This window comes from Gilliamella sp. BG3 (assembly GCF_046635605.1).
Classification (GTDB): domain Bacteria; phylum Pseudomonadota; class Gammaproteobacteria; order Enterobacterales; family Orbaceae; genus Gilliamella; species Gilliamella bombi.
In genome coordinates this window covers 1-12,713 of sequence record NZ_JBIDFE010000009.1, presented here as the reverse complement: position 1 = coordinate 12,713, position 12,713 = coordinate 1, and the positions used below count along the sequence as shown (strand labels likewise).

The 12,713-nt window shown below is 33.4% G+C and carries 12 protein-coding genes and 1 pseudogene; 3 read left to right on the top strand and 10 right to left on the bottom strand.

Annotation, left to right across the window (positions count from 1 at the left end; genetic code table 11):
- Positions 1–41 precede the first annotated feature (41 nt).
- Positions 42–1,247 (bottom strand): acetate kinase, encoded by a 1,206-nt coding sequence (locus tag ACGH6S_RS05620; protein WP_296318361.1) that lies wholly within the window; start codon positions 1,245–1,247, stop codon positions 42–44.
- A 195-nt stretch (positions 1,248–1,442) separates the two neighbouring features.
- On the opposite strand from ACGH6S_RS05620, the gene yfbV reads away from it, so the two are divergent.
- Both yfbV and priC read left to right on the top strand, forming a co-directional pair.
- Positions 1,443–1,907 (top strand): terminus macrodomain insulation protein YfbV, encoded by a 465-nt coding sequence (yfbV, locus tag ACGH6S_RS05615; protein WP_167370046.1) that lies wholly within the window; start codon positions 1,443–1,445, stop codon positions 1,905–1,907.
- Between the two features lie 5 nt (positions 1,908–1,912).
- Positions 1,913–2,416, top strand: a complete 504-nt coding sequence (gene priC, locus ACGH6S_RS05610) for a primosomal replication protein PriC (RefSeq protein WP_065589141.1) — start codon at positions 1,913–1,915, stop codon at positions 2,414–2,416.
- A gap of 91 nt (positions 2,417–2,507) precedes the next feature.
- Here priC and ACGH6S_RS05605 read toward each other — a convergent pair whose 3' ends face one another.
- The 5 genes from ACGH6S_RS05605 to ACGH6S_RS05585 all read right to left on the bottom strand — a co-directional run bounded on the left by ACGH6S_RS05605 (position 2,508) and on the right by ACGH6S_RS05585 (position 9,466).
- Entirely contained in the window at positions 2,508–2,840 is a 333-nt protein-coding gene (locus ACGH6S_RS05605; RefSeq protein ID WP_034910602.1) for a DMT family transporter, read from the bottom strand.
- Between the two features lie 360 nt (positions 2,841–3,200).
- On the bottom strand, positions 3,201–3,584 hold the full coding sequence (locus tag ACGH6S_RS05600) for a hypothetical protein (RefSeq protein WP_034910600.1): 384 nt from the start codon (positions 3,582–3,584) through the stop codon (positions 3,201–3,203).
- A gap of 399 nt (positions 3,585–3,983) precedes the next feature.
- Positions 3,984–5,444 (bottom strand): DASS family sodium-coupled anion symporter, encoded by a 1,461-nt coding sequence (locus ACGH6S_RS05595; protein WP_174798220.1) that lies wholly within the window; start codon positions 5,442–5,444, stop codon positions 3,984–3,986.
- 255 nt (positions 5,445–5,699) lie between these two features.
- A complete protein-coding gene (locus ACGH6S_RS05590) occupies positions 5,700–6,665 on the bottom strand; it encodes an FAD:protein FMN transferase (RefSeq protein ID WP_085164070.1) in 966 nt (321 codons plus the stop codon).
- Positions 6,666–6,694: 29 nt separating this feature from the next.
- Positions 6,695–9,466: a flavocytochrome c gene (locus ACGH6S_RS05585; protein WP_411578463.1), complete on the bottom strand. Its 2,772-nt coding sequence runs from the start codon at positions 9,464–9,466 to the stop codon at positions 6,695–6,697.
- A 521-nt stretch (positions 9,467–9,987) separates the two neighbouring features.
- Between ACGH6S_RS05585 and ACGH6S_RS05580 the strand changes: the two genes are divergently transcribed.
- Positions 9,988–11,040, top strand: a complete 1,053-nt coding sequence (locus ACGH6S_RS05580) for a dihydroorotate oxidase (RefSeq protein ID WP_085164072.1) — start codon at positions 9,988–9,990, stop codon at positions 11,038–11,040.
- A gap of 177 nt (positions 11,041–11,217) precedes the next feature.
- On the opposite strand, the gene ACGH6S_RS05575 is transcribed toward ACGH6S_RS05580, so the two are convergent.
- From ACGH6S_RS05575 to ACGH6S_RS05560, 4 genes and pseudogenes are all read right to left on the bottom strand, one after another.
- Entirely contained in the window at positions 11,218–11,355 is a 138-nt protein-coding gene (locus tag ACGH6S_RS05575; protein ID WP_411578473.1) for a DUF454 family protein, read from the bottom strand.
- A 129-nt stretch (positions 11,356–11,484) separates the two neighbouring features.
- Positions 11,485–11,940, bottom strand: a complete 456-nt coding sequence (locus ACGH6S_RS05570) for an integrase core domain-containing protein (protein ID WP_411578462.1) — start codon at positions 11,938–11,940, stop codon at positions 11,485–11,487.
- 57 nt (positions 11,941–11,997) lie between these two features.
- Positions 11,998–12,243: an IS3 family transposase gene (locus ACGH6S_RS05565; protein ID WP_411578472.1), complete on the bottom strand. Its 246-nt coding sequence runs from the start codon at positions 12,241–12,243 to the stop codon at positions 11,998–12,000.
- A 100-nt stretch (positions 12,244–12,343) separates the two neighbouring features.
- A pseudogene (locus tag ACGH6S_RS05560) lies at positions 12,344–12,527 on the bottom strand (transposase); the annotation flags it as partial.
- Positions 12,528–12,713 lie beyond the last annotated feature (186 nt).

Here is a 12,713-nt window from a genome sequence, read left to right as displayed (position 1 = left end):
GTATAAAAACAAACCGCCATTTAGGCGGTTTTGAATATTTATTAAGCAGTTAGACGCGCAGCATCTTGAGCAATGACAAGTTCTTCATTGGTTGGAATAACCATCGCAATAGCTGAACCATCTTTAGTAATTTTGCCACCCTTACCAAAACGAGCTGCAAGGTTACGTTCTTGATCAAGTTCAAAACCAAGAATACCTAATTTTTGTAATGCCATACGACGCACTTCTTCTGAGTTTTCACCGATACCTCCAGTAAACACGATAGCATCTAAACGACCATCTAAAAGCATAGCATAGCCGCCGATATATTTTACTAAGCGATGAACAAACACATCTAAAGCGTTTTTAGCGTTTTCATCTGTTTCGTAATTATCGGTTACATAACGGCAATCACTGCTCACACCAGTCAAACCTAATAAACCAGATTTTTTGTTTAAAAGGTTATTAATATCAGCAACAGACATTTTTAAGTTATCATGTAAGAAGAACATAATCGCTGGATCGATATCACCACTACGTGTACCCATCACCAAGCCTTCAAGCGGAGTTAAACCCATTGAAGTTTCAACACATTTACCATTTTTAACAGCTGTAATTGATGCGCCATTACCTAAATGACAAGTAATAACATTAGTTTGGTCAACTGGTTTATTTAATAATTTAGCAGCTTCGCGACTAACATAATAATGGCTAGTGCCATGCGCACCATAACGACGAACACCGTGTTTAGTATAAAGTTCGTTTGGAAGAGCATATAGATAAGCTTCTTTTGGCATTGTTGTATGGAATGCAGTATCAAACACTGCAACGTTTTTAGTTTTTAGGTGTGGGAACGCAGCAAATGCTTCACGAATACCGATTAAATGTGCAGGATTATGTAACGGCGCAAAAGCAGATGCTTCTTCAATTCCTTTTAATACTGAATCATCAATAACAACTGACTGGGTATATTTTTCGCCACCATGAACAATACGGTGACCAATCGATTTAATGCTATCTAATAATTCTGGCTTTTGTGGAAAGATGCTATTAACAATAAAACGAATTGCTTCACTGTGTGCTGCACCAGCGCCTAAAGAAGCTTCGTTCTTAACACCATCAAGCTTCCACTTAATACGAGCATCAGGAAGATGAAAACATTCAGCTAAACCAGATAAAAACTCATCACCATTTTCAGGGTTTATAATGGCAAATTTTAATGATGAACTTCCGCAATTAAGAACAAGAGCGTTATTACTTGATGACATAGTAATTCCTATAAATTGAATAATAAAGACATATACCAATCAAAATTGGTAACTCAACACATGATTTAAAATCAATGTGACTACGCTAAGGTGACTTCTGATATCTTGTTTTTTGAGATAAAATAGAGAGAGTCCCCAATTTGAATGGCACTATTTTAAGACAATAAGAAGTGAATGTCGAGGAATCACAATAATATGAATTTAATAACCACATTTAAAGCTGGTCAAAGGTATATGAAGCTTTGCCCAGTAGACAAACAATTAACACATTCATTTCCTGAATTAAAAATTATTAACTACATAAAAACCGCAAATAAATACTTGCCTCCTATCATTATTGGCTTACTCTTTTGGCAGTATTTCATGCCGGCACAAATTGCTGTAACAATAATAACCATACTATTCACCTTAAGCATGCCTTTGCAAGGAATATTTTGGCTAGGAAAACGTGCTCTATCGCCCTTACCACTTAATTTAATTGACTGTTATAACCAATTAAAAATAAAATTAATTGCTAAAAAAATTATTGCCGAAAAAAATAGTTTAGATGACAATAAATTAACATTTGAAGCATTTATGAAAATTATCAACCTAGCCAAATTACATTTAGGTGATTATTTCGGTCAAGACAACGATAGCTCAACTTATTATAAAGAATAATCACAATGGCAAATTTACTCACTATACTACAAAAACAAATTGACAAATTAGAACAGCAAATTAATTTAGCAAACGAGCAACTATTTCAAGAACCTTATTTTGACGAGCAACTATTTCAAACTAATAAAGTTGTAACAGATAAAACGTTTTACCTTGAAAAAATCAAACAAACTTATCAAGTATTAGTTGCTAACATAAAATTAGAAAAAGTTGAACAAATAACTTTTTTATCTGACAAGTTAGTTAACCAAATTGCAGCCCTAACGCGTGAACTAGCAACCCAAAACCTACGCAAAAAAGGGTTCCAAAATATTATTGCAGAAACCTTAGCCCAAAAACATATGCGTCACCTAGATTACTTGCGCCGACTACAAAATATGAAATACGAACTAGAGCTATCGCCCGAAATTATCAATCAAAGTAAAATCGCCGCAATTGATAACCGAATTTACCGCTGTGAACAAGCAATTAAAAAGATTGAATTTGAAATTGAGAATGATATCAATTAATAAATTTCATACTTTCCTAATTTTAATCTGATCTCATTCATTTGATTGAACAGTTTTATTTGGATTTATCCTATAGTTAATTTACGATTAATCAATGCCCTGATACTTTTGAAAATAAATTAATAATCACAACACCAAACATAATAAACCCCATACCAACTAAAGCTGCAAAATCTAAAGTTTGTTTTAAAAAAACCCATGCAATTAAGCTTATTAATACAATTCCAATTCCAGACCAGATAGCATAAGCAATACCTACGGGAATAGTTTTTAGAGCTAATGAGAGTAAATAAAACGAAGCGCTATAGCCCACAATGGTAATGATGGAATAGATAAGATTGGTAAATCCATCAGATAGTTTTAATGAAGAAGTTGCAACAACTTCACAAATAATTGCAAAAAAAAGTAATAAATATGAATTCATCTTAATACCTATAGTCGTTAAATAAAAAGCCTATTACCTAAAATTAATGTTGAAATCTTATAACAATCAATATCTAATTAACTGTTAAACATTGATAGATGAAAAATATAGTTTTGCTTTGTTTTAATATCATTAATTGTGATGAAGAGGTAAAGATAGATAGCTATTAACGCTTGAAAAGGAAAAGCTTTATGATAGCTTAGGTTTCCATTTTAAAAAATAAATTATTAATTATTAATTATTAATAAAAATGCATATCAAACCAACTCCACTATTCTATATAATAGCCATTATTATACCTAAAAATAAGGCGCTTTGTAGTGCCAATAAATTTTATACTGCACAAAAAATTTAGTAATTCTATAAATAATTTTGATATTTTAATTTTCTTATTATAGGTGTTAATGTAAAACAATCTGTTAATGGTGCACTATCTAATGCCCAGTAATTAATTAAATCCTCATAATTCTTATAATTGTTAAAAAGAATATTTAAAACCTTTTGAATAACTTTATCATTAGGGTTTAATCCCGAAGAAATTAAATCGTTACAAACATCAAGAGATAAAATCATTAATTCTTTTTTTTCTATTGAAGAATATCCATTATATAAATATGCAAAAATATATTTATTTAACCAATATTTTGTTCTATATTGATCTGGTAACTCATAAGCCCAATCCTGAGTAAATCGATCGCCATATGGCAAATTAAGGTCATCACATAATTTTTTAATTATTTGCATGTTATCCTCAAATTTTCAATTTAAAAATGATGAATTAAATGGAGTTGATATTCGTACTGATGCATCAAATTTCACAACTGTTCTTGCCATATCAAGGGAAATATTATCTCACTAAGTAAATAGTCTCTTTTTTCTCTACTCATATTTTTACTAGATGACCATGATATTTAGTCAGCTTATCCAAATAGCGGATAATTATTGGTAAGCTGACCGCAATATCAATATCTAACACTTCACAATTAAAGCCATTTTATTACATTGAATGTTCTGAAATGACGTTAATTTCTACTACCATCACTTATAAAATTCATTGATTAACATTCACAGTACCTATAACTTTTTTAATGATTCAAGGTGGAATATGTATTATTTTAGAGGATAGTTACAGTTACATAACAATTAATCCAGACCTATTATCTTCCACCATAAAATTCCAACAGTAAATACGATAATTAGATTTACAACACTACAAATAAACCCAACTTTCCACCAAGTTTTTACTGGTACAAAACCTTCGGCAAATAATAGTGGATTTCGAGCATTGGCAAACTGTGTAATTGATCCAAAGTAGTTAGTACAAATAACCAACGCAAAAATTGCAGTTAGAGTTGGTACACCTAAGGCAATAGCGATCGATAGGAAAACGGGAAATAATGCAGCAATATGAGCATTTCCACTTGCAAAGAAATAATGTAAATAAACATAGGCAACACACAAAATAACTAATACTAATACCCAACTGCTTTCACCTAAATGACCTTGTACAGCTCCACCTATTGTGTCCCCTAACCATTTTGTTACACCAAGTTTATTAACTTGCCCCGCCATCATAAGTAATGCCGCAAACCAAATTAATGTGTCCCAGGCAGCTTTTTCTCCTTTTATATCATCCCAGCTTAATACACCAGTTAAGATCAAAATAGTTAAGCCAATAAACGCAGTAGTTGTTGAATCAATACCGAAATTTTTACCAAAAATCCAGAGCGCTAACAAAAGTACAACAGTAACGCCCATAATGATTTCTTTAACAGTAATTACCCCCATTTTCTTTAATTCTTCAGCCGCTAATTCTGGCGCTTCTGGTGTTCTTTTTAATTCTGGATTAGTCAGAAAGTAAATCACCAAAGGTATCACAACGAATGAAACTAAACATGGCGCAATTGCTGCAACAAACCATTGGCCCCACCCTAATGTAATACTTAATGATGTTGTAACTAATTTAGCTGCTAATAAATTTCCTGTAAATGCCGTTAGAAACATTGCCGAGGTGATATCATTTACATGGCTAATAGTTAGCATTAAAAAAGTACCTATGCGATTTCTTGATTCATCCTTGGGATTGGATTTAAAATTGATTGCTAGTGCTTCCGCTATTGGATAAATAACGCCGCCAGCACGTGCTGTTGTACTTGGAATAGCTGGTGCCAATGCAATATCAGTAACGGATAAACCATAAGCAAGTCCTAAGGTATTTTTACCCAAAATTTTAACAAGATAATAGGCTATTCGTTTACTTAAACCTGTTTTGATAAAACCACGAGCGATCATAAAGGCAATAACAATTAACCAAATAAGACTACTATTTAATTCGCTTAACGAGATTTTTATTGACTCAGTCGCTGTTGTTGCACCAGATGGTCTCAATACAGCAAAAACAGTAATTGCTAATAGACCAATTGCGCCAATTGGCATTATTTCGGCAACAATACTGGCAATTGTTGCAACAAAAATGATGCTGGTTTGCCAACCCTCTTGACTAATACCTTCAGGTGGAGATACAAACAACCAAAATATCGCTGAAATTACCACAATAATGATAAGTGGCAACCATTTTACTGGTGGTTTCTTTACTACGCTCATAATATTTTCCTTTTTAACTTAAATATTATTTAATTTATAAGATTTAATTCAGTTACAATAATACTATTCTTTGTTTGGCTATTATTTATAATTGCTCATGTTTGTATAATCAAAAAAAATAAATAAAATCAACAATCTACCTGAATATTTTTTGTGAAAAGACCTATATATTAAGCCATTTACACAAAAAAAAATTCATAAAAAATAATAAAATTATATCGTTAACTAAAATCGCATTTATTGCAAATTGAATAATTAATCTATTTTTATAGTGTATTGAGTATCGGTTTTTTGAAAACTAAAGTTATCAGGATTTATTAATGCTATAGTTTTATTTTTTAGCAAAAATATGGCTGATAAATTTTGATTCTTTCGCAAATACGCCTTACTTTTCTCAATCCCCCATCCATAAAAAACAGTCGAATAAATATCGCCTTCTAATGAAGAATCTGAAATTATTGTCACACTTTCAAGTTCGTTGTCCAACGGATAGCCTGTTTTGGGATTAAATATGTGATGATAAAGTTTATTATTTTGCATAAAAAAGCGCTCATAAATTCCCGATGTGACAACTGATTTATTTTTAACTTTAATAACGCCAGACAGCTCATCACTAATTGAAAACGGTTTTCTTAATCCTATATTCCAATAACCACTTTGTTCTGTTAAACACTCACCTAAAGTTAATACATTTCCACCTAAGTTAATAATACCTTGATACACTTGATTTTCGAGTAAAACCAATTTGACAATATCAGCAATATACCCTTTAGCAATTGCACCTAAATCAATTTCCATTCCAGTTTTTTTTAAAAAAACGGAATGTGTGTTTGTATCAAGTTCGACATTTTTAGGATCAATTAACAATAGTTGTTGTTTTATTAATTCAGCAGATGGTACTTGATAACCTTGGAAACCAATCTTCCAAAGCTTAACTAATGGGCCAATAGCAAAATTAAAGCAACTATTGAAATACAGACTGACTTTTTGAGCTTGTTCAATTAGGGAAAAAATAGGTCGACTCACTGTCACTGGGTGTTTACCCGCAGCTAAATTAATTGACATAACTTCTGAAAATAACCGGTTAACAGTCAATTTATCCTCAAGCATTTTTATAATTTGAAAAACAGTGTGTGCAACGGCTTCATTTGGCTCTAAAAGCGTTAATGACACCGTTGTTCCCATTAAAGTTTGAGAATATTCATATCTCGAACATACCATATTAAACAAGCTCAGCTAGTTGTAATAATTTAATTTTTAATATAATCAGCAGCCTTTTTACCTGCTTGTCTACCAAAAATAATGATATCAGCAACAGCATTGCCACCAATACGGTTAGCACCATGTACACCACCAACAACTTCGCCTGCGGCAAAGACCCCTTGGATGATATTTTTATTAGCATCTAGGACTTGTGTTTGGGGGTTGATTGTCACTCCCCCCATGGTATGGTGAACGCCCGGTGCGATCTTTATTGCATAGAAAGGACCTTTTTCTATTGGATGACGTATACCTGTTGTTCGGCCAAAATCCTTGTCTTGTTTGGTAATAGCAAACTGATTATAACGCTTTACAGTTTTAGTTAATGTATTAGTATCAATTGATAATTTTTGTGCTAATTCCTCAATTGTATTTGCTTGTGATACAAGTTCATTTGAAACATATTCTTCCACTGCTTTGTTTTCATTACGGACTTGCTGATCAAATAAGATATAAGCATAGTGCTCAGGTAATTTTATAATCTCAGCTGAAACTTTATCTCTTGTATCAAGTTCATTAACGAATCGTTGACCATTTTGTGATACAAGTATTGCGCCTCCACCTCGAATCGATTCAGATATTAAATAAGATGTTGTTTGTTCAACCGTTGGGTGGATTTGAATCTCTCCCATATCAACGGTTCCTGCACCAAGTTTTTCCAATAACATAATGCCTGAACCAGTAGCGCCTTTGTGATTAGTGGTGACAAAACCTTTAAGATCGGGTCGATATTTTTCAACCATTGTGGTATTGGCACTAAACCCACCAGTTGCAATAATAACTACTTTTGTTTTTATTACGTGATTTGAGCCATCTTCTTCTGAAACTTTAACACCAACCACTTTATTATTTTCTGTCATAATTTCAGTAACTACAGTATCAAGCATAACATCAATACCACGCTTATTGATGTTTTTAACTAGGCCACTAATTAAGAAACCACCTACTGCAGCACCACTTTCAGGACGGTGAGTTCGATCAATACTCATTCCACCAGTTGTTGTAATACCACTTAATTCAATACCATTTTCATCTAACCAATCAATGGCATTTGGTGCATTTTCAACAAAATAATGTAATAAATCAGGGTTATTTTTATTTTTTCCGCCTATCATCGTTTCGTTATAAAAGAGTTCTTTACTATCTGTAATACCTTTGAGTTTTTGGAATTTGGTTTCTGCCGCATTCATACCAGCTGAAGCTTTATTGGTATTACCGCCAATTACAGACATTTGTTCAACAATAACCACATTTGCACCAAGATCATGAGCTTGGATCGCAGCAGTAAGCCCTGCACCACCACTACCAACAACCACAACATCAAAAGATTGGTCATTAGGATCACCACCTTCCGCAAGAATCGCTTCTTTGTTAGATTTGGCTATTGCTTTAGTTACAGCTTTTTTAAATGCCTCACATTGTGTCGTTGCGCCAGAAATGGTATCAACATGAGGGCTGTTAGAGTCAATAATTCGATGCTTAATTTCAGTAAAATTATTTAATACTTCGCTATCAAAGTTGTTAGCATTAACGAGTTGTATATCTTTGATAAAATCATTTCCTAATTCAACATTAATCAAAAACTCATAAGATTCATCATTAACTTTTTCTTGATAATTACCAGGTTTGAATTTTTTAATATTAAGATTCACATCACGAATTAAACTTTCAACGAGAGAAAAATGCCATAGAGGTTCTGGGATATTCAGATCTTCACGTTTATCACTATTGATAAATAGCTCTAGTTTTTCACCTTTCTTTATGCGACTAACCCAATCAGGATAAGCAATGCAAGCTCGACCAACCGCAACTAAATCATAGCCATTGTCGATGGCACTATCCAAATCACTTTGATTAACAACATTACCGACACCTACAACAGGAATTTTTGATAAAATTGGTGAACGCATCGCAACAAATTTTTTAATTAATGGAGTTGGATCTTGAGTATCAACAATCGACGATCTAAGCGTTGTTCCCATTGAGAAATGGACATAATCAAGCCCTTTTAGGGCCAATTTTTCAAGCAAATACATTGTGTCATCAAAACGAATGCCTGGGATTTCTAATTCTTCTGGAGAAAAGCGATAACCAACGATAAACTCTGGGGATGCATATTGCTTTACCATACTATGAGTGATATCTAAGACGGCTAAAGGGAATTGAGTACGATCATCACGACTTCCTCCCCACTTATCATCTCGTTGATTTGAATTTGGTGAATAGAATTGCTGAATAAGGTAAGTATTTGCACCATGAATTTCAACACCATCAAATCCAGCTTGGATAGCGCGTCGCACTGCTTGGCCAAATTTTTCGATCATTTCATCGACTTCATCAGCGCTTAGTGCTACTGGTATTGCTGCACCAGGGCGTGGTGCTGCAATTGCACTTGGCCCCACAGGCGATTGTCCACCAATTAATTTTGGCTCAACCATTCGCCCTCCATGGTAAACTTGAATTACTGCTTTGGAGCCTTTTTCTTTGATTGCCTTCGCAATCTTTGCTAATCCTTCAATTTTGTCATCACTATCTAAACCAATTGCACCAGGAAAAGCTAATCCTTTATTATCAACAAATCCACATTCAACAATAATTGTCCCTATTTCACCAGATCGTACACGATAATATTCAATTAGATCTTGAGTAACTGAACCATCATAAAAACCAGAACAAGTTGTCATTGGGGCCATCATTATACGATTTTTTAGTTCAACGCCATTAGGTAGAGTTATCGGACTAAAAATATGTTCATTTTTCATTTTTATATACCTACTCACTAGTATTTAAGCTTTTTAATTATGATAACATTAACAATAGTTACTCTCCACATGGATTATCTACATTAATAACAACAAGTATCATTTTTTAGACATAAATTTTTTTAGTGTTATTAAGCAATTATAAAATTATCACGATAAATAGGATAAGATCATGCTTATTTTGGGTATTTTAGAGAGATTATATTGTCGAATTTATGATTTAAAATCTAGAAAAAAATACTATAACCTTTTCATTTAGTTAAATATTTTTATGATTTTCATATTGAACTTTAATTTTATTCAGATAAAATGTGTACAAATTTATACAATAGAGAATAACTTAATGTCTTTAATTCCAATTAGCAGTTCTGAATCTACCCCATCTTTCTACTCTCTATTGTTCCTATTTCTTAATCCTCCTTATGGAGGATTTTTTTTGGCTATAAAACCTTATTCATTTTATTTTTATTACAACTTAATACCCAACTTCACTTTAAGAACATGCATGACCAGGAGATAGTATGGAATCTTTAACACCTTTTTATAATCCTTCTATAAGCTACGAAGATAATTATGCTCAAGGACCATTTGGTCTTTTTACACAATTAGATAAAGCTGAGCAAATCCCAACAAAATCTTCAAAATTTTTAAACCATGACGTTAATTTACCATTTGGTATACCGGCAGGTCCTTTATTAAATGCAAACTACATTAAAGCCGCATTTGCCTATGGATTTGATTTATGCGTATATAAAACAGTTCGAACAAAACTACATAAATGCCATCCATTACCGAATGTGTTATCAGTTCATCCTAAAGGTAAATTATCGTGTAATTTAGATACAGTATTAGCAGATACTGCTTACAATCAACCTCTATCAATTACCAACTCTTTTGGGGTTCCTTCTTTTTCTCCAGATATTTGGCAACCAGATATGGCTGATGCAGTAAAATCTGCAGGTCATGGGCAATATGTAATTGGTAGTTTTCAGGGGACGCAAAGCAATGAAGCAATAGAAATCGATTATGCTTTAGCTGCAAAATTAGTTAGAGAAACCAATGCGCCTATTCTTGAAGCAAATTTAAGTTGCCCAAACGAAGGAGCAAGTAAACTACTTTGCTTTGATATAGATAAAGTCGAACGAATTGTTAACGCTATTAAAACAGCTGTTCCTGATCGCCCACTTATTTTAAAACTAGCCTATTTCCCTGATGATGAAAGGATCGTTTCTTTATTGACTCGTGTCGGTTCTATTATCGACGGCTTAAGTACAATTAACACACTGTCCGCTAAACCAGTTGATGCTAAAGGTAATCCTGCCTTAGGGGAAAATAGAAAAGAAGGCGGTGTCTGTGGAGATGCAATTCGTTGGGCTGGTTTAGATATGGTAAGTAGATTAGCTAAATATCGAAAAGAAATGGATCTAAAATTTGTTATTGTTGGTGTTGGTGGTGTTAGTTCTAGTGAGCATTATCGTCAGTTTATCGATAATGGCGCAGATGCGGTCATGAGTGCTACGGGTGCCATGTGGAACCCAATGCTTGCTATAGAAATTAAGAAAAATCTTAAATAAAATTATTTACAGTTAGGCTCACATTTGTTACAGGGTAACTTACCCTGTAATTTTTTACTGCCTATATACCCTACTGCATTCTTAATTTTTCCTAAAATAATAAAATAAAAAGTATTTACAATACAATTAAGGCCATTGCTAACATTTCAAACAAATTTATTTTTGTTGCTTTCTTTTTTATATATAAGTTTGATAGTAATGATTATCAGTAAAATAGCTATAAAGACGATCTGAGATATTGTTCAAAAAATAGGTCGTTAATAAATAAAAAAGCACTGTTGGTAGGAGCGGCACGAAAATACTAACTGTCCCAATAAAAATGAAGCACTACCTATAATTATAAAAAACCATTTTTTAAACATTATAAAATGTAACTTAGAAAGGTTTCAGTATTCAATTCAATATGTAAATACCCCAAACTTAGTACACAACTCACGTAGAAAATCATGCTGCCTGTTTTAGTGTTTTATACTCAATCGGTGTCATGTTATTTAATACCTCATGCGGTCTTTCGGTATTATAAATCGTTAACCATTCTTCGGTTATTCTCCTTGCTTGTGCTAAGTTGTTAAAAAGATATAAATCGAGTACTTCAGTACGATAGGTACGATTAAATCGTTCAATATACCCGTTTTGATATGGGCTGCTGGGGTTGATGTAATCTATAGTTATACCATGTGATTTTGCCCAATTAGTAAACGTGTTTCTAGTGAATTCCGGTCCATTATCTACTCGTATTTTGAGTGGATAACCATGATATTCGGCCAGTTTATCCAGATAACGGGTAATCCTGCCAGCTCGTAAGCTTACTGCAATATCAATGCCTAGCGCCTCACGATTAAAGTCATCTATCACATTGAAAGTTCTAAAGCGTCGTTGATTGCGACTGCTGTCACTCATAAAATCCATTGACTAGCATTCACCTTGTTTATTGGGTACTGATAGTCTTTCCGGGCTTCATGGAGGAATGCGTTGTTTACGCTTTACCCTGAGATTAAGCTTCAATTCACAATACACCCGATACACACGTTTATGATTCCATTTATAGCCGAGCTTTCTGATGCGATTATAACACTTGGGAAAGCCACAGCGTAAATGCTTATCGGTGATCGCACTGAGTACCGACCTAATTACTGAATCATCTGGTAACTTGGGCTGATAATAGTAAGCACAGCGGCTTAAGCCAACAATAGCGCAGCTCATGGTAATAGTAACAGGATGATTTTCTTGTAACTCCAAAGCCCATGCTTTACGTGCCTTGGTAGGTACTATAGCTTTATTATGATTTCCTCCTGAAGTTGAGATTTTAAACTGAGCTCAGCAAACACCTGCTTAAGCTTGCGGTTTTCAGCCTCCAGCTGCTTTAAACATTTGATATCGGAGGTTTCCATACCACCGTATTTATCACGCCATTTATAGAAAGTTGAATTCCCCATACCATATTTACGGCAAAGTTCTTTGACAGGAATACCGGCTTCAACTTTTTTTTAAAATAGCTACGAATTGATATGGTGTTATCTATTTCATGTTTAAATCCTCTGTTGGTTAATGAAGAGAATTTTCTACTTTTTTGCTGTACTATTTTAGGGGATAGTTACACGCTTCAAGTATTTTGTCAGCGCATTCTATGACAGATGTGAAATCGTCATTATTCATTTCGCCAAAAATGATAG

Excerpts from the sequence above, each read along its gene's own strand:
- ACGH6S_RS05595 (WP_174798220.1), bottom strand. The coding sequence starts at position 5,444 with ATGAGCGTAGTAAAGAAACCACCAGTAAAATGGTTGCCACTTATCATT.
- ACGH6S_RS05580 (WP_085164072.1), top strand. The coding sequence starts at position 9,988 with ATGGAATCTTTAACACCTTTTTATAATCCTTCTATAAGCTACGAAGAT.
- ACGH6S_RS05585 (WP_411578463.1), bottom strand. The coding sequence starts at position 9,466 with ATGAAAAATGAACATATTTTTAGTCCGATAACTCTACCTAATGGCGTT.
- ACGH6S_RS05570 (WP_411578462.1), bottom strand. The coding sequence starts at position 11,940 with ATGAGTGACAGCAGTCGCAATCAACGACGCTTTAGAACTTTCAATGTG.
- ACGH6S_RS05605 (WP_034910602.1), bottom strand. The coding sequence starts at position 2,840 with ATGAATTCATATTTATTACTTTTTTTTGCAATTATTTGTGAAGTTGTT.
- yfbV (WP_167370046.1), top strand. The coding sequence starts at position 1,443 with ATGAATTTAATAACCACATTTAAAGCTGGTCAAAGGTATATGAAGCTT.
- ACGH6S_RS05565 (WP_411578472.1), bottom strand. The coding sequence starts at position 12,243 with ATGAGCTGCGCTATTGTTGGCTTAAGCCGCTGTGCTTACTATTATCAG.
- ACGH6S_RS05600 (WP_034910600.1), bottom strand. The coding sequence starts at position 3,584 with ATGCAAATAATTAAAAAATTATGTGATGACCTTAATTTGCCATATGGC.
- ACGH6S_RS05620 (WP_296318361.1), bottom strand. The coding sequence starts at position 1,247 with ATGTCATCAAGTAATAACGCTCTTGTTCTTAATTGCGGAAGTTCATCA.
- priC (WP_065589141.1), top strand. The coding sequence starts at position 1,913 with ATGGCAAATTTACTCACTATACTACAAAAACAAATTGACAAATTAGAA.
- ACGH6S_RS05590 (WP_085164070.1), bottom strand. The coding sequence starts at position 6,665 with ATGGTATGTTCGAGATATGAATATTCTCAAACTTTAATGGGAACAACG.